Below are 20,354 nucleotides of genomic sequence, written 5' to 3'. Positions count from 1 at the left end.
TGTAGGTGGGCATGTCAGGTTCCAGTTCCTGCGGCAGCGGGGCCGGGGCTCATGTTCTCTTTGGCCCAGCGGGTATGTCCGTTGGCCGCTGCCTGGCAGCCCTCGTAGTCGTCGTCGTACCCAAACGCGGTAACACACGCATTCGTCAAATCGGCCATAAACGTGTTCTCACACGTAAGCGCGCTGGTGCGGGCTGGAGCCGCGCTCATGCAAGCAGCCAGCCGAGCACATGACGGCAGGAAATCAGCAAAACCATCGGGATTTTGACCATCTCCGGCACCCCGGAATTGCGACGGCCCGGACGCGCACCGGCCACCCTCGGCGACCGGCGGACGCTTAGGTCCCGGATCACCTGGAGCCACCGCCGGGCTAGTGGTGGTGGCGCGGTAGGCCACGGTGATCGTGACGGGAAAATTGAGTAGCCCGACATCGCCGACATTCAGATTCACATCCGATTGCTGATACAGATAGCTTCCCCCGACGGACGGGGACACTGAGATGGCGTTCCCAGCGCCGTCTTTCGCATCGGGAAAACTGAACGCCCCGATAATCGCTGCCGGCTTGCCCGGAGAGGCGTCGGTCTCCACGACCACCGCCTGACCTGTTTGTCGCAGATGGGTGCCGTCGGGATACCTGACGCCTAACAAGAAGTCACTCGGCGAGATAAAGGTCTTGCGGATCATGCGAATATCGGCACCGCCGCCGGCATCAGGAATCACCACATAATCCACCGGCCCCGAGCCGTAAGCGGCCACACCGCCTTCACCCCAGTTCGCAGCCGTCAGGGCGCGTTCATTGGGTAAGTGGATGACAATCTGTCTTCCCGGCCAGGCGGTCGCGGCGTGCACACCATCGGTGGCGACCGGAGGCACCGCGGCCACCGAGCGTTCTCGCGGCTCCGATAACGGCCGCCCGGTGCCGTCTCCCATTCCCTGCGGAACATTTGATTTCACTTGAGCGCCACCGATATTGACAGTGCGCGACAGATTATCCGGTTGCGGAACTGCCAACGGCGGCGGAGCCGGAGCAGGAGGCCCCGGCTGATTCGGGTCAGCCTCCGCCTGCCAACCGGCACCGGCGACCAGCTGGACCGTCACCGGCACGGCCATCATGGCCATCGCAATGACGACCACGACGACACGACGGGCATTCGGACGCCGACCAGGAGCGCGGTTAGGTTGCTGGAAGGCTGCACGTGCAGGCATCCGGCGGCAAGTGATCACCCGCACCCCCGCCTGGGCCATGATTACAATCCTCCGCGAGATAGTAGTTGCCGCTCGACTGGCAAGTGCAGCATCCAGCCACTCATTGCAGACTATCCTACCTCATAGTATGGCTGTGTAGTTACCAAGCCAACCCGATAGTTGAGTGTTTCCTCTTTGGTCACCATGCGACCCGTCGGATCGGGAGTGTCACCGCCAGCACGATACGCATGCCGATCGGTTCCTCACCTGCTTCTAGAGGTCTTTGGGTTAGCCATAGGTACGGCCGTCCCGACTGTGCTCTCCATAGTTATCCGAGGCGTGTGATGGGCACGGTTGATGCTTGCGGGGCGGCGCCGTCGCTTAGGGTTATCGGCACCGACGCTGATACGTGATGAGACTTTGACGAGGACGGTAGTACGTTGACACCGCAATCGACCCCACCTGACAACACCCAGGGCACCGCGAATCCGGTGCGGCGTGCCTGGCGCAGCATCAGGCCCCAAGTCTTCGTTCCGGCATCGTTGGTCATCATCGCGATGATTGCCCTCGCCGTCGTGTTGGCGAAAGGCAAACAGGATGCGTTTGCCCAGCTGAACAAGACAATCGGCGAGGGGGTCGGCTGGTGGTACATCCTCATTGCCACTGGATTTGTGGCGTTCGCGTTGTACTGCGGCCTTTCCCGAGTCGGCACCATCCGGCTGGGCCGAGACGATGAGCAGCCCGAATTCAGCTTCCCCGCGTGGCTGGCCATGCTGTTCAGCGCAGGAATGGGGATCGGCCTGGTCTTCTACGGTGTCGCCGAACCACTAAGCCACTACATGCATCCCCCCGCGTCGCGTGGTATCCCAGCACAGACCACCGCGGCAGCAAACCAGGCCATGTCATTGACATTGTTCCATTGGGGACTGCATGCCTGGAGCATCTACGTGGTCGTCGGCCTCGGCATGGCCTATATGACCTATCGCAAGGGACGCCCCTTGTCGGTGCGGTGGTTGTTAGAGCCGCTACTAGGACGTCAGCGCGTGGAGGGATTCATCGGCGATGTAGTCGATGTCGTGGCGATCGTCGGCACATTGTTCGGTGTCGCGACCTCACTAGGTTTCGGCATCACACAGATCGCGGCCGGTTTGCAATACCTGGGGTGGATTCAGGTCACCAACGGGTGGAAGGTCGCCTTGATAGCCGTGATCACCTCAGCGGCCACGCTCTCGGTTGTCAGCGGGGTCAGTAAAGGTCTTAAATGGCTGTCCAACATCAACATGATGTTGGCCGCGGCCTTGACCGCCTTCGTGCTGTTGCTGGGTCCCACACTGTTTCTCCTGCAATCTTGGGTGCAGAACCTCGGTGGTTACATCCAATCCCTACCGGCATTAATGCTGCGCACAGCGCCGTTCTCTCACGATGGCTGGGTCATCGACTGGACAGTGTTCTATTGGGGTTGGTGGATGAGCTGGGCACCGTTTGTCGGAATGTTCATCGCCCGTATCTCGCGCGGACGAACCATCCGCGAGTTCGTAGGCGGAGTACTGCTGGCGCCCACGGTGATCAGTTCACTATGGTTCACCGTTTTTGGCGGCGCCGCCTTATTTCAGCGCAGAGCAGTCCCGGAGACTGGCGAGGCCGTTGACCCCAACACCTCGTTGTTTCAGATGCTCGAAGGGTTACCACTCGGCGTGATCACGAGCGTGCTCGCCATCGCCGTCATCGTCTTTTTCTTCGTCACTTCCTCGGACTCCGGCTCTTTGGTGATCGACATACTGTCCTCCGGAGGCGAAATGGAGACGCCCAAGCTCAGTCGCGTCTACTGGGCGGTGTTGGAAGGGACCGCGGCCGCGGTCCTACTGCTTGTTGGCGGGCGCGGTTCCCTGCAGGCGCTACAGACGGCATCGATCGCCACCGCGGTACCGTTCTCTTTGATCATGGTCGCGGCATGTTTTGCCATGATCAAGGCATTTCATTTCGATGTGGCCACCACGCCCCGGTTGCTGCATATCTCAGTAGCCGATGCACTTCCGACACCGAAGGGTCGGCGTGGTGGCGTCTCCGCAACTCTGTCCGGGCTGTTCGCAGTGCGCGATGTCGACGCGCATTCGTGCGAGAGGCACCCCGATACCGGTGAGCTGACCGTCCTAGATCCACCAGATCCCCTCGGAGATAATGACTTTGAGCCCGATGAGCAAGAGTTATGGGCAGCCACAGCCAACGAGGATCCATCGACGCCACACGATTAGGCAAGCGGCTACTCGCCTGCAACGTAGCGCCAGGCTTGGCCGCTGGACGTACCCCTTAGTCGAGACGAACGTGATGCCAGGCAGCAGATGCGATGTTCGATCGAACACAACGCGGTTGGCCCTGGGATCATCTCGATGGTTGCATCCCTGTGGCACTGCAGATCCTGTCGCGGATCGGTGATCGTCTGGAGCATGCGTCCTGATCCGTCTGAGCCTCGACGACTTGCCTGAAAGTCGCTGAGAGCACCTCACTGTGTCGAATAAGGTGAAGTACGTGTCAAACAAACGGAGCGGCGCGTCGCAGGCCCCACATGTACACGACGTCGGCCTCCTGACCTACACGGGCCGGTTGGGCGGTGGTCTTCGGGCGGATGCACGGCGAAGGCTGCCTTCCTATGTCAGCGACTTCACCGACGGGCTGCATTCGAAAGTCGTAGCGTCTGTGGGTTTTCTGTTCTTCGCGTGCCTTGCCAATGCTATTGCCTTCGGTGGCCTTACCAGTGTCGTGACCGGCGGTGAGATCGGCATCGTGGAAATGATCGTGGTAACAGCGGTCGGCGGAATCCTGTTCGCGCTTTCTTCTGCCCAGCCTCTGACTCTGTTGGGCGGCACCGGTCCCATCGTCATCTTCACCGGCCTGTTGTACACGATATGCCAGCGTTTCGATGTGCCCTTTTTACCGGTCTACGCCTGGGTGGGCCTCTGGTCGGGCATTCTCATTCTCATCCTCGCGGTGACCGATGCCAGCGCGCTCATGAAGTTCTTCACCCGCTTCGTCGATGAGATCTTCGCAGTCCTGGTCGCTGTCATCTTTATCGTCGAAGCAGCGCGCTCGGTGGTATCGCCCTTCACTACGTCCCCCCGCAACGACGCGACCGCCCTGATGACCGTGGTGCTGGCACTGGGAACATTCCTGTTGGCCCGCACCTTCAAAACGTTCCTGCAGACCAGGTACCTGCAGCGCAGGTTCCGTGAATTCGTGGCCGATTTCGGGCCCACCATCGCCATCGCCCTGATGACACTATTCGCCTTGATGTTGCCAGAAGTCGCGGTGGCGGACGTGGCCATCCCCGACCATTTCGGCACCACCAGCGGCCGGTCCTGGCTCGTTGACATGTTCTCGCTGCCCGTCTGGCTGATAGTCGTCTGCCTCGGGCCAGCAGTCCTGGTCACCGTTTTGCTGTTTCTCGACCAAAATATTACGACGCGCCTAGTCAACAGCCCGTCGCATGCTCTGCGAAAAGGCGGCGGCTATCACCTGGACCTGGCGGTCGTCGGCGTCATCACCGCCGTGAGCTCGATATTTGGTTTACCCTGGATCGTGGCGGCCACCGTCCATTCCCTTAACCACGTCAAGAGTCTGGCGACCACCACACGACAGAACAACGATTCCGGCACCGAACGCATCGTAGCTGTCCGAGAAAATCGAGTCTCCCCACTGGCCATTCATATCCTGATCGCGGCCTCGGTTTTCATGTTGCCGCTGATCAAGCAAATTCCGATGGAAGTACTTTTCGGCCTGTTCCTATTCATGGGATTTGCCACCCTCAACGGGACGGAATTCTATGCGCGGTTGAAACTATGGTTGACCGACCCCAACCTGTACCCGGACACCCACTACGTTCGTCATGTTCCCTGGAAAGTCATCCGCCTTTTCACCTTGGTCCAGCTTCTGTGTCTGGTGGTGCTGTGGATCCTCAAGAGCAGCCCGGCGGGAATCTTATTCCCCTTATTCATCGCGATGCTGGTGCCCTTCCGCCTCCTGCTCAACCGCTGGTTCCAGCCAGAGCACCTGGCATGGCTCGACACCGACGAGGAAACCGACGACGACAGCATGGGCGACTTCCGCCCCTGAACTCGAGGCCGGGGTGAGCAAGGCGACGATCTGGCACCGTCTTCGCGACTAACCCGGAGTGACGGTGCTACGCACTAATCCAGGGCCCCGGAGGCTTCGGCTCGGACATTCTCACGAGCGTCTGTAAGTATTGGTATGCCAACAGCTCTGGCGTGAGCTTGCCAGACTTCATTGCGGCCAAGACATTCTTGATGGCCTTGGCGCGCCCCGGAGCATGCAGGTACTGGGCGGCACGTGCACCCTGGAACGATGTGCGTTCACCTTGTCCAACCGTCGCAACAGGTTTGAACTGGCGCAGATAAGCGCCGAAGACATCGCCGAAATCCGGGCGCACAGTGCGTGGCACCGAGGGCATCGCACACACCCTGCTTCACGAAACGGTTGTTCGGTACGTAATGAAAGAGGATAGAATCGGTTACCGATATCGGTTTGGTGACTGTTCTTGGAGGTGTTGGGGTGCGGGAGTTTCAGCGAGGTGCGGTGCGGCTGCACATCTTGCATCACGCTGCCGAGGAGGAGGTTCACGGTGCGTGGATGACCGAGGAGCTGGCCCGGCACGGCTACGACATCAGCCCGGGCACGCTGTATCCGACGTTGCACCGGTTGGAGGCCGATGGTTTGTTGACATCGCGGCAGTTGGTCGTTGAGGGGCGTGCCCGGCGGCTGTATCGGGCAACACGTGCGGGTAAGGCCGCACTCAAGGAGGACTTGCGGGCGCTAGACGAGCTGGCCCGGGAGATGCTGGATCAGCAAAAACCTTGATCTTGAGTGGCTTTCGCTATGGGTTCGTGGCCGCTGCCCGGCGGTTGATGGCTGCATCCAGCGAGTAGGCGCCTGCGCCGGCCAGGAGCAGGAAGGTGGCGCCGCAGAGTTGTGCCAGGTCGGTGCGGGATTCGTGGATGAAGTCCCACCATCCGGAGGCTTTGGGGAACAGGGCTGCATCAGCCCACAGGATGGGAGCTTTGGTGATCAGCAGCGCCCCGGCCATGTTGATGATCATCGGCACCGCGGCCACGCGGGTGGCTAAGCCGGCCAGTAGCAGGATGCCGCAGACAGTTTCGAGTGTTCCGTCCAGGTTCGCCAAGAAGGCAGGGGCTGGGATTCCGGCTTTGTCGAAGCGGCCGGTGCCGAGGGTTTCGGGGCGTAGGAATTTCAGGATTCCCTCGCACAAGAAGATGAGCCCGACATAGAAGCGGATCAGGATCGTTGCTGCCGGTGCGCTGGTTTGCCCCAGGCGCAACCAAGTGGCCGATGACGGTGCGGACATGGGTGACCTCGAATCTTTCCCAGTGCTGATATCGGGTTCCGTTATCAGTGAGGCTAACCGCCGATGTAGGGCGCTGTCGACCGCGAATGTGGCTGCGGCCGGGGTCTTTGTCAGGTCAGTGCCGCGTGGGCCAGGCCGATGGCGGCTCCGGCAGCGATGTACCAGGCGGTATTGAGTTTGGTTTTCCAGACCGCGACTGCGGTGGCCACCGCCAGTGCGGCGGTGAGTGGGTCGATGATGGCTGCGCGGCCCAGTTGCCAGGTGACTCCGGCCATGAGGGCCAGTGCGGTGGTGTTGAGGCCGTCGAGCAGCGCCGAAGTCCAGGGCAGCGACCGTAGTTTGTCGGTGAGGCGGGTGAGCAGGCCGACGAACACGAAGGAGGGTAGGAAGATCGCGATGGTGGCCACCAGGGCGCCGAGCGGTCCGGCGATGAGATAGCCGATGAAGGTGGCGGTGGTGAACACCGGGCCGGGGGTTACTTGTCCGATGGAGACCGCGTCGAGGAGTTGTTGGCCTGTGATCCAGCCGAGTCGTTCGACGAAATCGCCGCGCAGGAAGGCCAGCAGCACGTAACCGCTGCCGTAGAGGACGGCCCCGATTTTGAGCATCGTGGTGAACAACTGGGTCAGCTGACCGCCGGTGGGGTCGACAAACAGTGGATGGCCCACGGCGACAAGGGGTGCGGCCACGAAGCTGTGTATCTGCCCGCGCGCCCGTTTGGCCAGATGTGCCGCAACGGCCAGGCTCGCCCCGGCGGCCAGAATGACGAGCTCGTTGACTCCCGCCAGGTAGGCGGCCAGGGCGGCGGCGGCCAGCAGCGCCAGGCCGATACCTTTGATGACGGTGCGCAGCAGCGCGAACAAGGCGTGGGCGATGATGCCGATGACCACCGGCACCACCCCGTACAGCAGCCCTTCGACAGCCGGCGTTTGGCCGTAGCGCACATACGCCCAGGCCAGCGCAGTCACCATCAGCGCCGCCGGCACGATAAAACACACCCCGGCGGTGACCAGGCCCCGCCAGCGCGCCCGCTCAAAACCCAAGTGGATGGCCAGCTCAGTCGAGTTCGGGCCGGGGATCAAGTTGGTGGCGCCCATCAGGTCCACGAACCGTTCATCGCTAACCCAACCTCGCCGGCGCACCAGCTCCTGGCGCATCAGCGCGATATGCGCCGCCGGACCACCGAACCCGATGATGCCCAGGCGCAAGAAAACCCCCGCCACCTCCCACACCGTGCCGCAAGGCATCTTGCCGTGCTCGTCCATTAACGCCTCCCTCATCGCGATTCGTTCATCACCACTGCTTCGGTGTATCGGGTAGCGATATCGTAAACCGATATCTTTGGGTAGCATCGCTGCGGTGATGGTGTTCGTCCCCGATTCCTCTGCGATTAACCGGCGCCGATTCCTGGCAGCCCTTGCCGCGGTACCCCTGGCGGCGAGTGCATGCGGCAACGGATCACCTGATTCTCCGGCACCATCAGGGGGTCCGATGGGCTTCGATCGGCCGTTGCCGATCCCGCAGCTGGCGCCCTCCCAGGTCATCGACGGAGTGCGCCGATTCACGCTACAGGCCGCACCCGGCACCACTGAGATCGTGGCCGGAACCCGCACCCCGACATGGGGATACAACGGATCGGTACTGGGGCCGACGCTGCGCGCGGCCCGCGGCGAAACCGTGGCCATCACGGTGGACAATCAACTGCCCGAAAGCACCACCACGCACTGGCACGGCATGCACCTGCCCGCCCGGTATGACGGTGGCCCGCACCAGCCGATCGCCACCGGCACCCGTTGGGAGCCCAGCTGGCGCATCAACCAACCTGCAGCCTCACTGTGGTATCACCCGCACCCGCACGGGGCCACCCTCAAACACGTCTATCGCGGCCTGGCAGGCATGTTCCTCATCGACGACGACACCTCCCCGGAGGGGTTGCCGAAAACCTATGGCGTGGATGATATCCCGCTGATTTTGCAGGACTTGAAATTCCATCCGGACGGAAGGTTGGATGAATCCGATCCCGAAGACCGGGGCCTGCTAGGTAACACCACCGCCACCAACGGCATCACCGGCGCCTACCTGCAGGTGAGCACCGGCCGGGTTCGGCTGCGAATCCTGAACGCCTCGGTCGGACGGATCTACACCCTCGGTTTCAGCGACAACCGCACCTTCACCCTGATCGCCAGCGACGGGGGTCTACTCGAAAAACCCGTGCCCCTGCAACGGATCCAGCTCAGCCCCGCTGAACGCGCCGAGATCATCGTCGAGATGTCCCCGGGCAAGCCGGTGATGTTGCGCGGCTACCCGATGACCCGGTGGCCCGATGAAACCTGGCGCGGGCGGTTCGGCCTGGCCGAGTCCTTCGACATCCTGGCGCTGCGCCCCGCACAGAACCTGCGCCACAGCCCTGCGGTGCCGGACACCCTGGCTCCTCTACCGCCTGCCGCACCGCCCGCTGGGGCGCTGGTACGGCGCTTTCATCTGCAGCGCGGCACCAATGCCGCCGGCAAAAACATCTTCAAGATCAACGACCAGCTCATGGACATGGCCCGCATTGACTTCGACATCACTGACGGCGCCCACGAAATCTGGGAAGTCGCCGGAGGAGACCGGGTCTGGCCGCACAACTTTCACATCCATGACACCCAGTTCCGCATCCTTCAGATCGCCGGGGCACCGCCGCCACCAGAGTTGGCAGGGTGGAAGGACACCGTGTTCATCTACCCGCAGACCACGGTGCGGCTAGCGGCACGATTCTCCGGCTACACCGACCCGGTCAACCCGTACATGTACCACTGCCACATGCTGTTTCACGAAGACCAAGGCATGATGGGCCAATTCCGCACTCTAGCCCCCGGACAACAACCCGGATCCAGCGCCACCGGCCCCGGCATGCACTCGTGATGGCACCACGCTCGCCGTCCCGCGATGATCGCCGCGGCATGAAGCAACGATCACGGGCCAAGCGCTGGCGTATCGCCGCGATCGTCCTGGGAGCGCCGCTGGTTGTGGCCATGCTGGCTCTGGCCGCCTCATTCCTCTACCCGTATGTGCGCGGCGTCGAGCATGTCAACGCCGGCACTACCGCCCAACGCCCTCTGGTGATCCCGCCGCTGGCCGAACCCGTGATCATCAACGGGGAGAAAGTTTTCACACTCACCGCAGCCAGCGGCCGCACCGAACTGCTGCCCGACGCCCACTCGGATACCGCCGGCTATAACGGCAGCTACCTGGGCCCGACTATCCGTGCCGGCACCGGAGACCGGGTCCGTGTACAGGTCACCAATCAGCTCGATGCGACCACAACCGTGCACTGGCACGGCATGCATGTACCCGCCGTCATGGACGGCGGCCCCCACCAGCCCATCGCACCCGGGGCTACCTGGTCACCGCACTGGACGATCCAGAACTCCGCAGCCACCCTGTGGTATCACCCCCACACCCTGGGTGCCACCGCGCAGCAGGTCTACTCAGGCTTGGCTGGCATGTTCCTCATCGATGACGACAACAGCGACGCCCTCGGGTTGCCCACCCAGTACGGGGTCGACGACGTTCCGTTGATCGTGCAGGACCGCAACTTCGACCCCGACAACCACATGACTTATCTACGTGATCGCACCCAAAACAATTTCGGGGAACTGGGCGACACCATCTTGGTCAACGGCACCTACGCCCCCTACCTTGATGTGCCCCGCAAACTTGTCCGACTACGGATCCTGAACGCCTCCAACGCCCGCCGCTACAACTTCGGATTCTCCGACGAACGCCCGTTCACCCAAATCGCCACCGACGGCGCCCTTCTGCCCGCCGCCATCGAACGGACCCGGATGCTCCTAAGCCCCGGGGAACGCACCGAAATCATCGTCGACATGACCGACACCGACAAACCGGTCACCCTCATGAGCTATGAAGTGCCCGGCGCCGCATCGATGTATCACCTCATGCGCACCCTGACCGTCGGCGACAACGACGAATACCAGCGTTTCACCATCCTGGAACTGCGCCCCACCGGCACCCCCGCACCACACCAAACCCTGCCCGGCAAGCTCAACACCATCGAAGCCCTACACCCCGAAAACGCCGCCCAGACAAGAATATTCCGTATCACCGACCGCATGAGCATCAACGGTAAACCCATGGACCACGCCCGCATCGACGAAATCGTCACCAAAGGCGACACCGAAATCTGGGAAATCGACAACCAAGAAGCCCTGTTCTACCACCCCTTCCATATCCACCACGTCCAGTTCCAGATCCTTGACCGCGACGGTCGCCCACCCCAAGCCTACGAACAAGGATGGAAAGACACCGTCCACGTCGCACCATTCGAAAAAGTAAGACTCATCGCCAAATTCGACACCTACGCCGACACCGGTTGGCCGTACATGTACCACTGCCACATCCTCGAACACGAAGACATGGGCATGATGGGCCAGTACATGATCGTCGAGCACCCCTCCGACAAACCCACACTGCAATCACCACTGAACGGCCAACACAACAGCGGCACCGACAACCACCGGCATACCGCATAGCCCGCTACCGGTCTCGCAAATAACGGATGGGCGAGCGACCCTAAGTCGCCCAAGTTTTAACGGCAGCAGTCGGGGTCCAGGACGGCACATAGGGCCGTCAAAGCGTCGGGTACAGGTCGGTGAAAGACGTTCATGCCCCGTCGATCCGATTCCACCAGTCCTGCTTTGCGCAGTTGGTTCATGTGGTGGCTGACGGTCGATTCACTGAGCCCGAGCACTTCGGCCAGCTACCCGCCGATGATTTCGCCCGCTGCGGCACTGAACAGCTGGGACATGATCTTGACCCGCACCGGATCGGCCAGGGCCTTGAGCCGCAGCGCCACCTCCAACGCCTGCGCGTCACTCATTGGCCCGGCCGCCACGGGCGCGCAGCAGACCGGTGCGGAGATATCCACCGTGGGAAGTGCCTTGGGCATGTTCCCAGCATCCCCAATGGGTTGACATATGTCAAAGAGGTGACACACTGGGCATCGTCCAACTAGTTCGATGAATATCTCATTTCTTCGGAGGTGGCGGGATGTCCCGTATACAGCTTGCGCTTAATGTCGATGAACTCGATGAATCAATCAAGTTCTATTCCAAGCTCTTTGGCGTCGAACCGGCCAAGCGTAAACCGGGCTATGCGAACTTTGCGATCGATGAGCCGCCGTTGAAGCTGGTGCTTTTAGAGAACCCCGGCCGCTGCGGCACCGTCAACCATCTGGGGGTGCAGGTCGAGTCCAGTGAGCAGGTGCATGCGGAGATCGCCCGCCTTACCGATGCGGGGATGTTCACCGAGGAAGAGATCGGCACCACGTGCTGTTTCGCCACTCAGGACAAGGTGTGGGTCACCGCACCCGATGCCGAGAGATGGGAAATTTACACCGTGTTGGCCGATTCGGAGACCTTCGGTACCACCCCGGAACTGCTCGGCCAGGGTGAGGCGTGCGCCTCTGATCATGTCGAGGCCACTGACACTGATGATTCCACTCAAAACACCGAAGCTGACGAGGCGCCTTCCTCGTGCTGCGCGACCCGATGACCCAGGCAACGCCCCCTGCTGCGTCACCTGCGGCGGCAGGCAAGCTCTCGACTCTGGACCGGTTCTTGCCGGTGTGGATCGGTGTGGCGATGGCCGCGGGGTTGCTGCTGGGCCGAGGCGTCCCCGGCCTGAACACGGCACTGGAAAAGGTTCAGGTCGAAGGCATTTCGCTGCCGATCGCGATCGGGCTGCTGATCATGATGTACCCGGTGCTGGCTAAAGTCCGTTACGACCGCCTCGACACCGTCACTGGTGATCGCAAGCTGCTGATCGGCTCCCTGGTCTTGAACTGGGTGCTGGGCCCCGCGCTGATGTTCGCGCTCGCGTGGCTGCTGCTGCCGGATCTGCCCGAGTACCGTACCGGCCTGATCATCGTCGGACTGGCCAGATGCATTGCCATGGTGATCATCTGGAACGACCTGGCGTGCGGGGACCGCGAGGCGGCCGCCGTGCTGGTGGCACTTAATTCGGTGTTTCAGGTGTTGATGTTCGCCGTGTTGGGCTGGTTCTACCTGTCGGTGCTGCCCGGTTGGCTGCACCTGCCTCAAACCGAGATCAGCACCTCGCCGTGGCAGATCGCCAAATCCGTGCTGATCTTCCTAGGCTTTCCGCTGCTCGCCGGGTACCTGTCGCGGCGCCTCGGCGAGAAGACCAAGGGCCAGGCCTGGTACGAGTCGAAGTTCCTGCCCGTGATCGGGCCGTGGGCGCTGTATGGGTTGTTGTTCACGATCGTGATTCTCTTTGCCCTGCAAGGCGATCAGATCATCGCCAAGCCCTGGGATGTGGCCCGCATCGCACTGCCACTGCTCGCCTACTTCGCCATCATGTGGGGCGGCGGATACCTCCTCGGTGCCACCATGAAACTCGGCTATGCCCACACCACAACACTGGCGTTCACCGCGGCCGGGAACAACTTCGAACTCGCCATCGCCGTGGCGATCGCCACCTACGGCGCCACGTCCGGACAAGCCCTCGCCGGCGTCGTCGGCCCCCTCATCGAAGTGCCCGTACTCGTCGCACTCGTCTACGTATCGCTGGCACTGCGGCGCCGATTCACCACTGCCCCTGCCCCTGCCCCGATGACGAATGTGACGGAATAACCCATGACCGACAGCACCGCGACCCACCGCACACATCCCGACCTGTCAATCGATCAGCGCCACGCCCTGCACACCGCCTCGACCCGCTTAGAGACCGAGTTTTCCGGAACCTTCGGCGCTGAAACCATTGAACAGTTCCTGCACTCGTCCTACGAACAATTCGCAGGCAGGGCAACAGTTCCCAATTTTCTGCCGCTGCTGGCCGAACGGTTCGCCCGCCAACGCCTGCACGCGCTGGCCCGGGTCGAAGGCAAGGTCAACGACGGCAAACCCACCGTGCTGTTCCTATGCACCCACAACGCCGGCCGCTCCCAGATGGCGCTGGGGTTCTTCAACCACCTGGCCGGCGATCAGGCCGTGGCCTGGTCCGGCGGAAGCGAGCCGGGCTGTGAAATCAACCCCGCCGCGATCGAAGTGATGCGTGAGGCAGGAATCGATATCACCGGCGAATACCCCAAGCCGTGGACCGACGAAATCGTGCAAGGCGCCGACGTCGTGATCACCATGGGCTGCGGGGACGCCTGCCCAGTCTTTCCCGGGAAACGCTACGAGAACTGGAACCTGCCCGACCCCGCCGGACAATCCGCCGATGCCACCCGCCCCATCCGCGACGGCATCGAACAGCATGTCCGCACCCTGCTGGCCGAACTGGGCGTGACCGCAACCCAGTAACAATCGGGCGAGACTCTATTTCTGTTACTGCACAACGTATTTCACACATCCCTCAAGGAGTGAATCCGCAGTGTCCAGCGAAAAACCCTCGGTACTGTTCATATGCCGCCGTAACGGCGGCAAGTCTCAAATGGCGGCCGGGCTCATGCACAAAGAAGCCGGAGAGCGCATCAACACCTACTCGGCGGGCACTGAACCCGGCGAAGCCATCAACCAACTATCCGCCGAATCACTGCTGGAAGTGGGAGTGGATATCCGCAGCGAACACCCCAAGCCCATCGATTCTGAGCTGCTGCGTAATGTCGATCGCGTCATCATTCTGGGTCAGGAAGCCAAACTCACAGCAGCCGAAGGAGTTAACGTCGAATACTGGGACACCGACGAACCCTCCGAACGCGGCATCGACGGTATCGAACGCATGCGACTAATCCGCGACGACATCACCGATCGCATACAACAACTCGCCGCCGACCTCGCCCGGTAGAGCAGGCCCAGCCGACCAGGTTCTGGTGCAGTTCGCGCACTGCGGATCTGCAATATCCACGGCCACCTAGGTGCGTTGAATCAGAACCGGGGGTTGAGTTTTTGTCGCATACGGCGCACGGCTTTTGTTGTACGGCCCGTGAGATGGGCGACTTGTTCGTGGTTTAGTGATTGGTTCAGGGCGACACTGATTTCTGACACTGTCCATCGCTGATGGGTGTGGGTGCCGTAGTGATCTGAAAGGCCGGTTCTGCGTCTCGCAGCGGCTGCGTCGGGTGTCTGCTCAAGGGCGCGCCAACGTAGGCGCTCAGCTTCTGCGATCCGGCGGACGCGACTGGCTTCAGCTGTCTGGCAATCCTCGCATCGACATCCGCTCTGATAGCCGATGACTCCGTGTCTTATCAATCGGTTGTCCTGTCCTGTATCAGATGCCTTTCAGCCCAATCGAACACAGGTTTCGGTTGGGCTGATGCCAGTGAGGTAGGGACGTTCCGCGAAGAAGCGGAGTCTGCTCAGGGATGTCCCGTATCAGGTGTAGCGGTCGGAGCTGCCGAAGGAACGCCTGCAGGTTGTTCGGGCGGGGTCCAGTGCCATTGTTCTGGGGCGGGCCCGTGTGCGTCGTCGCCCAAGCCCGGAATCCGGGTTCCGGGCGGCGGTGCGGTTCCGGGTAGAGGTTGGTTTAGCTCCTCTTTGGGTCGGCGGCCCAGCAGACCGCCCCCGAGCTGGCCATCTTGGTGTTGATGCCACAGCCTTCGCAGGTAGTCGCCTCCGGAAATATCGGCGGTCTCCTCGCCGGGCGCGACCCCGTAGATTTCCCCCTTGCCAGGTTCCGCTGGCGTAAGGTTCTGTGGCAGCAAATACTGGTTGTTGAGGGCGTTGGCGCCCGGGACCGTGACCGGGCCGGTGCCGCCGGGGGCAGCTGGCGCCACGTTCTGACCCAGCAGACTCGGATCCCCTGCGATGCTTAGGTTGGTTGGTACGCCCCCGGGACCCTGTTCGGTACCCGCCATGGCCAGTGGATTTCCGATCTGGGACGGTGGCGGAGGCTCCGGCAAGCTTGGCGGTCTGGTTGGCGCCGTCGGCCGCTCCGGTGTATCCGGCCCGGGGTCAGCCTCACAGGTCGCCGCAGAGGCGACCAGAGCAGCAGCTGCGATCGCTGCGGCAACCCCGAACCTTACGGTTGAAAGAGCGGGAAGCATCATGGGTATGCGTGCACCTTCCTGCGGTCCGGGTTAGACGGTCTTGGTGACTCCGTAGTAGGCGACGATGTCTTCGGTGCCGCTGCCCTTGCTGGTCAGTACCGCATAGGAGCGCAGGAACGACTGTCCCACGCAGCCGTCGATCTTGATATGCACGTCTTTGAGCGTGACTCGGGTCTGCTTGCCTTTGAACTTTTTCTTCGTTACAGAGACGTTGATGACTTCGCCGGGCTTAGGCCTGACCTCGACGTTGCCGACCAGTGGCATGCTGATGTTGCCGAGCCCGGACTGTCCTATCGAGGACCCTAGGCCGATGCTGCCGGTGAGGCGGACAGCGCTTAGCGCGATACCACAGCCGATCTGGTAGCCCGCCTCTATTGTTCCGCCTTTAGGTTTGGTGCTTCCACTGCCTTTGACGGTGCCGATGAAGGTGCCTCCGGCCAGGTATTCGCGTGAGGATAGGGCGGTTGTCAGCGGCGGGATCGGCAGCTGGGTCTCCTCTTCGGCGGCCAGCGTCAACATCCAGCCATCTGGTGTGGTGACGACGCTCGGCGGCTCCGAGCCGACGATGCCGTTGTCCGGTGGTGGGCCGGACTCACCGTCGGCAGGAGGCAGTGGAGGCACCGGGCCTTCTGCCGCCGCAGGTGCGGGCGCCGGAACCGGTTCAGGATCGGCTAATGCCAGCGGCGCGGTGGCTGCGAATGTGCACGCGGCAGTGAGTGCAGCAAGAGTCTTGAGCATGATGTTCTGGGCCTCTCGGGCTAATCAAGGGAGGTTGAGGAAGATTGCGGTGCTTAAGATTTCAGACGGCCTTGGTGACACCCATGTAGGTCACCACGTCCTGCGTGTCCTCGGTCGAGCTGGTGAGTATCGCGTAGGACCGGATGAAGGATTGGCCCACGCAGCTGTCGATCTTGATGCGGAACGCGTTGATCGTGACGCGGGCGGTGGTCTCCTCTTCGAAGGCCATCTTGGTGACCGGGATGATGGTCGCCGTTCCAGGCTTGAGGGTGGGTCGGATCTGGGCGAAGACACCGGCACCGATGCTGGGCGCGCCCGCGGGACTGATCTGCGGTGTGATGTTGCCACCGAATCGCAAGTCGACGGTGTCGGCGCTTATGCCACAACCGATTTGGTATCCGGCTTCCAGGACACCATCGGTCAGTTTCGTCGTGCCCGAGCCTTTGATAGCTCCGATGAATGTGCCGCCCACCAGATACTCGCGCGAGGACAGGGCGGTGGTCAGCGGCGCGACGGGCAGCTGGGTTTCATCCTTGGCGGCAACCGCCAGAATCCATCCATCCCGCGTGCGCAGCGTGCCCGGCTCGCCCGACGCAACAGCACCGTTATCAACAGGAGGGGCCGCGGGCGGAGCAGGGGCGGGGACAGCCGCCGCGGCGGCTGGGACGCTATCGGGCATCGGTTCACCCCCGGGCGGATCGGCCACAGCCAACGGTGCGGTCGCGCCGAGCGTACAGGCAGCAGTTAGGGTGACAAGGCTTTTCAGCATGTGGCGGCATTGCCTCTCAGTTGATCTATTCGGAGGTCTATCCCAGGAACCCGCAGTGGCAATTCACCACAGCTACCCGCTACCCCCTCGGGGTACAGGTGGAATGTCTAAGAGGCCCACATAACAGAACGGTAAACAAAGGAGAAACAGGGCCCGGACACTACCCATCCAACTGTGCGTTGACTTCCTAAGTAAGAGGACCCCTTACCCAATGCGGAATAGTTCGCCACAGCATCAGCACCACGGCGGCCTGCGGTCCGGACACCAGGCTCGGCCTTCCCAGGAATAACCGCTACTAGCCCCGTGGCCGTCCTGGGCGCGTGTGGTGAGGACGCGGTCGAGTTCTTCGGCGTAGGCCAGGTGTTTGCGTAGCCGGGTGACGCTGTCGCGCGTCTCGGCTTCTGCGAAATCATCACCGCCCGCGACGAAACGGGGCCCGTGCATGTCGAGTTCGGTTGGCCGGGCGGTGGGCGCCTGCCACTCGGCTCCACCACCCATACCGACAGCGTGCGCGGGTCCATGCGGCCCACCGCAGGCAACCTCTCGACCTTCGGCACCCCACCAGGGCACATCGCACATACCGCGATGGGCCCGCTGGTCAAGCAGGTCGAGTTCGGCCGGGACCGATTGCCTCCAGGTTGACTTGGCGTCACCCCGCTCGATGGGCGGTCTCGCGCGAATAGCATTGTGCGTCAACCCGCCGATCTGCAACGAGCCGCCGAGTGCGTGAAGGCTTGTCGCTACGCCAATTGGGTTACTAGTTGTGTTTGGCTAGGAATCGTCGCAGGAGTAGCCACCCGATGGCGCTGTTGTAGAGGGCACCGGCCAGCAAGTAGGGCCACCAGGTGTCGTGCTCGCCGGCCGCCCAGTAGGCCTTGGCCGCCCAGTACGGAGGCAATATCCCGAAGGCGAGGTTCCAGCCGGAGCTGATGAACCAGGGCAGGCACGGTAAGCCCGCGATGAGCATGCCCAGTGCCCGTAGCATGGCCAGCCCCTGAATCTTGTTGTTGGCCACGGTGATAATAAGCAGCAAGGTGACGACGGCCGACATGCCCGCAAGCATGCCGATGGGTATGAGTGAGAACGTCAGGCCCGGGGCCAGTATGCCGCTCAGGGACATGGTGGCGACCACGTAGATCGTGGTGATTGCTGCAACTGTCGCGGCCCGGTACCCGAAGAATGTCGCCAGCGGCACCGGCGTCACCCGCAGTGCGGTCAGGGTTCCGGCGTCGATCTCGTCCAGGACTAGGAATGCCGCCAGCCCGCCGGGCACGATGATGCTGGTCAGCAGTAAGAACCCGGTGAGCACCAGCGGGTAGTAGGGAACCAGATCGAAGCCGTACTTGTCGTTGAGCATCCGGGTGAACAGCGGGGTCAGCAGCGCTACTCCGCTGGTCCATAGGACCGGAGCGATGACCAACATTACCAGCAGCGGGTCACGGTAGGTGCCGCGTAGGTCGTTGCGAGCGAAGGCGGCTAGCGCTTTTGTGTTGATTCGCGGAAATGTATATACCACAGCGATTTTCATGATGACTATTCACCGGGCCGTTCGATGATGTACCGGATAAATGAGCGCCGGGCGAGTATCCACAGGGCTGCGATGCAGACAAGTGGGTAGCTTAGCGCGTATGCCAATTGCCATGGTGTCACTTCTATTTGATGGAAGGCAGCCCCCAGCAACATCAGTGGCCCCTGGGTGGGTATCAGGTAAAGCACAGGGTTGGGCCACAGACCGCTGTAGTGCACCACGGGCGGTATCAGCATGAAAGCCAGCGGTATGACGGTGATCATGAACCAGTCGGTCACCGATGTGAACGGCAGTGAGGTGATGAACCCGGTGAGCAGCATCAGCAGCGTACCCAAGACCACACCGACGCCCATCAGAGCGAGCCGGCAATGCGCGCCGTGCACGAGGGTGGTCACCGCGATCGCCACAGCAAGTGAAATCGAGACCAGTACAACGAGTTTAGCCGCCAGGTATTCGGCGAAGCGAAGCGGTGTGCAGACCAGGGCGCTCAGGGTGCGTTCTTGCTTCTCAAAAAAGACGGTGCCTCCAATGAAGAAGAACCCGATAATCGCGATATCCCCAATCAGGACGTAGGGTTCGGCAACGGGGCGCAGTGAGGCGGGCATCGGAAGTAGCACCGCCAGCCAGATCAAACCGGAGAAGATCCCGGCGTGCAGAAATTTCTGGCGCACCTGCAAGGTGAGCTCTAGCCGCACAGCGCGGGCCAGCCGGCTCATGCGAGCTGCTTTCCGGTGACTTCGGCGAATACGTCGTCCAGGCTGGCCTCGGTGCTGTGGATGGTCTCGATATGGCGGCTGCGTGCGAGCTCGTGGAACTGCGGGTCATCTGCTAGTCCGTCAATCCCGAACTCAACGCTCTGTAGTATCCCGCCGTTGCCGCGGTAGGTGATGCGGACCATGCGACGGCTTCGTGCGACTCTCAGCTCGGTCGGTGTGTCCAGTGCTGCGATGCGGCCATCGGCAACGAATGCCACCCGGTCGCAGAGTTCATCTGCGGTGTTCATGTCGTGTGTGGTCAAGAATATGGTGCGGCCCTGTGCTTTTAAACTCAAGATGATGTCTTTGACGATGCGTGCGTTGACCGGGTCCAGACCCGAGGTCGGCTCGTCCAGGAACAGTAATTCAGGGTCGTTGATGAGAGAGCGGGCGAATGTCAGTCGCATCTGCATTCCTTTGGAGTATTTGCCCACCCGGATGTCGGCGGCATCGGACAGCCCCACCGCCTCGAGCAGCTCCGCCGCCGCGCGGGTCTTGCCTGCATACAAGGAGGCGAAAAACTGCAGGTTCTCGACGCCGGTGAGCTTGTGATAGTGATTAGGCAGCTCGAAGGACACACCGATGCGCTGGTAATACTGCGGCCCCCATTGCTGCGGGTCCTTCCCCCACACCGCCACGTGTCCGCCGTGCCCGCGCAGCAATCCGATCAACAGTTTCTGCGTCGTGGATTTCCCGGCTCCACTGGGCCCGAGGAACCCGAATATCTCCCCGGGCCCCACAGAAAAGTCCATCCCCCGGATCGCGGGCTCTGGACTCTTCGGATACGTGAAGGTGAGCCCACGCACGCAGATCACGTCTGTACCCACCGAACACGCGGCGTCATTGCCTAAAGCGAAAGTCATGAGGCGGTGCATAGCCTTTCAAGAAAGCTGCAGCACACCAGGTTCACCGGGCACTGCAGAAACGGACAACTCCATCTCCGACCAGGCTTCCCGGAACACCATTGAACAGGATACTGAATTTTCAGTAATC

At 61.9% G+C, this 20,354-nt stretch carries 20 protein-coding genes and 2 pseudogenes; 11 read left to right on the top strand and 11 right to left on the bottom strand.

Annotated features, from left to right (window positions below; all coding sequences use genetic code 11):
• Window positions 1-14 precede the first annotated feature (14 nt).
• Entirely contained in the window at window positions 15-1,010 is a 996-nt protein-coding gene (locus BB28_RS04920) for a hypothetical protein (protein ID WP_064393573.1), read from the bottom strand.
• 665 nt (window positions 1,011-1,675) lie between these two features.
• On the opposite strand from BB28_RS04920, the gene BB28_RS04915 reads away from it, so the two are divergent.
• Together BB28_RS04915 and BB28_RS04910 are read left to right on the top strand one after the other, a co-directional pair.
• A complete protein-coding gene (locus tag BB28_RS04915) occupies window positions 1,676-3,436 on the top strand; it encodes a BCCT family transporter (RefSeq protein ID WP_225422035.1) in 1,761 nt (586 codons plus the stop codon).
• A gap of 274 nt (window positions 3,437-3,710) precedes the next feature.
• Window positions 3,711-5,291 carry a sodium bicarbonate transporter family protein gene (locus tag BB28_RS04910; protein WP_064393572.1) on the top strand — a complete coding sequence of 527 codons (1,581 nt, stop codon included), beginning with the start codon at window positions 3,711-3,713 and terminating at the stop codon, window positions 5,289-5,291.
• A 76-nt stretch (window positions 5,292-5,367) separates the two neighbouring features.
• On the opposite strand, the pseudogene BB28_RS24955 reads toward BB28_RS04910, so the two are convergent.
• Window positions 5,368-5,535, bottom strand: a pseudogene (locus tag BB28_RS24955) (SPFH domain-containing protein); the annotation flags it as partial.
• A gap of 212 nt (window positions 5,536-5,747) precedes the next feature.
• Here BB28_RS24955 and BB28_RS04900 point away from each other — a divergent pair.
• Entirely contained in the window at window positions 5,748-6,053 is a 306-nt protein-coding gene (locus BB28_RS04900; protein WP_049232775.1) for an Rv3488 family transcriptional regulator, read from the top strand.
• Between the two features lie 16 nt (window positions 6,054-6,069).
• Here BB28_RS04900 and BB28_RS04895 read toward each other — a convergent pair whose 3' ends face one another.
• Both BB28_RS04895 and chrA read right to left on the bottom strand, forming a co-directional pair.
• Window positions 6,070-6,558 (bottom strand): DoxX family protein, encoded by a 489-nt coding sequence (locus BB28_RS04895; protein WP_057966309.1) that lies wholly within the window; start codon window positions 6,556-6,558, stop codon window positions 6,070-6,072.
• Window positions 6,559-6,668: 110 nt separating this feature from the next.
• On the bottom strand, window positions 6,669-7,823 hold the full coding sequence (gene chrA, locus BB28_RS04890; RefSeq protein ID WP_057966308.1) for a chromate efflux transporter: 1,155 nt from the start codon (window positions 7,821-7,823) through the stop codon (window positions 6,669-6,671).
• Between the two features lie 97 nt (window positions 7,824-7,920).
• Here chrA and BB28_RS04885 point away from each other — a divergent pair, with 97 nt between their 5' ends.
• Both BB28_RS04885 and BB28_RS04880 read left to right on the top strand, forming a co-directional pair.
• Window positions 7,921-9,462: a multicopper oxidase family protein gene (locus tag BB28_RS04885; RefSeq protein WP_064393413.1), complete on the top strand. Its 1,542-nt coding sequence runs from the start codon at window positions 7,921-7,923 to the stop codon at window positions 9,460-9,462.
• A gap of 38 nt (window positions 9,463-9,500) precedes the next feature.
• On the top strand, window positions 9,501-11,093 hold the full coding sequence (locus tag BB28_RS04880) for a multicopper oxidase family protein (protein ID WP_064393571.1): 1,593 nt from the start codon (window positions 9,501-9,503) through the stop codon (window positions 11,091-11,093).
• 56 nt (window positions 11,094-11,149) lie between these two features.
• On the opposite strand, the pseudogene BB28_RS04875 reads toward BB28_RS04880, so the two are convergent.
• A pseudogene (locus BB28_RS04875) lies at window positions 11,150-11,509 on the bottom strand (Rv2640c family ArsR-like transcriptional regulator).
• A 101-nt stretch (window positions 11,510-11,610) separates the two neighbouring features.
• On the opposite strand from BB28_RS04875, the gene BB28_RS04870 reads away from it, so the two are divergent.
• From BB28_RS04870 to BB28_RS24950, 5 genes are all read left to right on the top strand, one after another.
• Window positions 11,611-12,114 carry an ArsI/CadI family heavy metal resistance metalloenzyme gene (locus tag BB28_RS04870; RefSeq protein ID WP_064393411.1) on the top strand — a complete coding sequence of 168 codons (504 nt, stop codon included), beginning with the start codon at window positions 11,611-11,613 and terminating at the stop codon, window positions 12,112-12,114.
• Window positions 12,111-13,214 carry an ACR3 family arsenite efflux transporter gene (arsB, locus tag BB28_RS04865; RefSeq protein ID WP_064393570.1) on the top strand — a complete coding sequence of 368 codons (1,104 nt, stop codon included), beginning with the start codon at window positions 12,111-12,113 and terminating at the stop codon, window positions 13,212-13,214. Before BB28_RS04870 ends, arsB begins: the two co-directional genes overlap by 4 nt.
• Before the next feature lie 3 nt (window positions 13,215-13,217).
• On the top strand, window positions 13,218-13,886 hold the full coding sequence (locus BB28_RS04860; RefSeq protein WP_057966303.1) for an arsenate reductase ArsC: 669 nt from the start codon (window positions 13,218-13,220) through the stop codon (window positions 13,884-13,886).
• Between the two features lie 70 nt (window positions 13,887-13,956).
• Window positions 13,957-14,370 carry an arsenate-mycothiol transferase ArsC gene (locus BB28_RS04855; RefSeq protein ID WP_075874095.1) on the top strand — a complete coding sequence of 138 codons (414 nt, stop codon included), beginning with the start codon at window positions 13,957-13,959 and terminating at the stop codon, window positions 14,368-14,370.
• Window positions 14,371-15,109: 739 nt separating this feature from the next.
• Entirely contained in the window at window positions 15,110-15,337 is a 228-nt protein-coding gene (locus BB28_RS24950; protein WP_131825547.1) for a hypothetical protein, read from the top strand.
• 264 nt (window positions 15,338-15,601) lie between these two features.
• Here the strand turns inward: BB28_RS24950 and BB28_RS04850 are convergent, their stop codons facing one another.
• From BB28_RS04850 to BB28_RS25480, 3 genes are all read right to left on the bottom strand, one after another.
• Window positions 15,602-16,309, bottom strand: a complete 708-nt coding sequence (locus BB28_RS04850; RefSeq protein WP_064393410.1) for an MspA family porin — start codon at window positions 16,307-16,309, stop codon at window positions 15,602-15,604.
• Window positions 16,310-16,370: 61 nt separating this feature from the next.
• On the bottom strand, window positions 16,371-17,078 hold the full coding sequence (locus tag BB28_RS04845) for an MspA family porin (protein WP_064393408.1): 708 nt from the start codon (window positions 17,076-17,078) through the stop codon (window positions 16,371-16,373).
• A gap of 234 nt (window positions 17,079-17,312) precedes the next feature.
• Window positions 17,313-17,576 (bottom strand): hypothetical protein, encoded by a 264-nt coding sequence (locus tag BB28_RS25480; protein WP_225421995.1) that lies wholly within the window; start codon window positions 17,574-17,576, stop codon window positions 17,313-17,315.
• A gap of 21 nt (window positions 17,577-17,597) precedes the next feature.
• Between BB28_RS25480 and BB28_RS25610 the strand changes: the two genes are divergently transcribed.
• A complete protein-coding gene (locus tag BB28_RS25610; protein ID WP_263854184.1) occupies window positions 17,598-17,720 on the top strand; it encodes a hypothetical protein in 123 nt (40 codons plus the stop codon).
• 115 nt (window positions 17,721-17,835) lie between these two features.
• On the opposite strand, the gene BB28_RS04835 is transcribed toward BB28_RS25610, so the two are convergent.
• From BB28_RS04835 to BB28_RS04825, 3 genes are read right to left on the bottom strand one after another with little or no spacing between them, the layout of a single operon-like run.
• On the bottom strand, window positions 17,836-18,606 hold the full coding sequence (locus tag BB28_RS04835) for a hypothetical protein (RefSeq protein ID WP_064393406.1): 771 nt from the start codon (window positions 18,604-18,606) through the stop codon (window positions 17,836-17,838).
• Window positions 18,607-18,611: 5 nt separating this feature from the next.
• Window positions 18,612-19,322 carry a fluoroquinolone export ABC transporter permease subunit gene (locus tag BB28_RS04830; RefSeq protein ID WP_064393405.1) on the bottom strand — a complete coding sequence of 237 codons (711 nt, stop codon included), beginning with the start codon at window positions 19,320-19,322 and terminating at the stop codon, window positions 18,612-18,614.
• Complete coding sequence (locus BB28_RS04825; RefSeq protein WP_064393569.1) at window positions 19,319-20,224, bottom strand: ABC transporter ATP-binding protein; 906 nt, start codon at window positions 20,222-20,224, stop codon at window positions 19,319-19,321. The genes BB28_RS04830 and BB28_RS04825 overlap by 4 nt, the downstream gene beginning before the upstream one ends.
• Window positions 20,225-20,354 lie beyond the last annotated feature (130 nt).

The organism is Mycobacteroides chelonae CCUG 47445 (genome assembly GCF_001632805.1).
Taxonomy (GTDB): Bacteria; Actinomycetota; Actinomycetes; order Mycobacteriales; family Mycobacteriaceae; genus Mycobacterium; species Mycobacterium chelonae.
Note: the sequence above shows the minus strand (reverse complement) of the source record. Positions and strands in the feature narration are given on the sequence as shown.

Bases quoted from the DNA above. Each gene is read 5' to 3' on its own strand.
- BB28_RS04880 (WP_064393571.1), top strand. From the start codon at position 9,501: ATGAAGCAACGATCACGGGCCAAGCGCTGGCGTATCGCCGCGATCGTC.
- BB28_RS04845 (WP_064393408.1), bottom strand. From the start codon at position 17,078: ATGCTGAAAAGCCTTGTCACCCTAACTGCTGCCTGTACGCTCGGCGCG.
- BB28_RS04835 (WP_064393406.1), bottom strand. From the start codon at position 18,606: ATGAAAATCGCTGTGGTATATACATTTCCGCGAATCAACACAAAAGCG.
- BB28_RS04885 (WP_064393413.1), top strand. From the start codon at position 7,921: ATGGTGTTCGTCCCCGATTCCTCTGCGATTAACCGGCGCCGATTCCTG.
- BB28_RS25480 (WP_225421995.1), bottom strand. From the start codon at position 17,576: ATGGGTGGTGGAGCCGAGTGGCAGGCGCCCACCGCCCGGCCAACCGAA.
- BB28_RS04850 (WP_064393410.1), bottom strand. From the start codon at position 16,309: ATGCTCAAGACTCTTGCTGCACTCACTGCCGCGTGCACATTCGCAGCC.
- chrA (WP_057966308.1), bottom strand. From the start codon at position 7,823: ATGGACGAGCACGGCAAGATGCCTTGCGGCACGGTGTGGGAGGTGGCG.
- BB28_RS04895 (WP_057966309.1), bottom strand. From the start codon at position 6,558: ATGTCCGCACCGTCATCGGCCACTTGGTTGCGCCTGGGGCAAACCAGC.
- BB28_RS24950 (WP_131825547.1), top strand. From the start codon at position 15,110: ATGCCACAGCCTTCGCAGGTAGTCGCCTCCGGAAATATCGGCGGTCTC.
- BB28_RS04825 (WP_064393569.1), bottom strand. From the start codon at position 20,224: ATGACTTTCGCTTTAGGCAATGACGCCGCGTGTTCGGTGGGTACAGAC.
- BB28_RS25610 (WP_263854184.1), top strand. From the start codon at position 17,598: ATGCGGCCCACCGCAGGCAACCTCTCGACCTTCGGCACCCCACCAGGG.
- BB28_RS04860 (WP_057966303.1), top strand. From the start codon at position 13,218: ATGACCGACAGCACCGCGACCCACCGCACACATCCCGACCTGTCAATC.
- arsB (WP_064393570.1), top strand. From the start codon at position 12,111: ATGACCCAGGCAACGCCCCCTGCTGCGTCACCTGCGGCGGCAGGCAAG.
- BB28_RS04830 (WP_064393405.1), bottom strand. From the start codon at position 19,322: ATGAGCCGGCTGGCCCGCGCTGTGCGGCTAGAGCTCACCTTGCAGGTG.
- BB28_RS04870 (WP_064393411.1), top strand. From the start codon at position 11,611: ATGTCCCGTATACAGCTTGCGCTTAATGTCGATGAACTCGATGAATCA.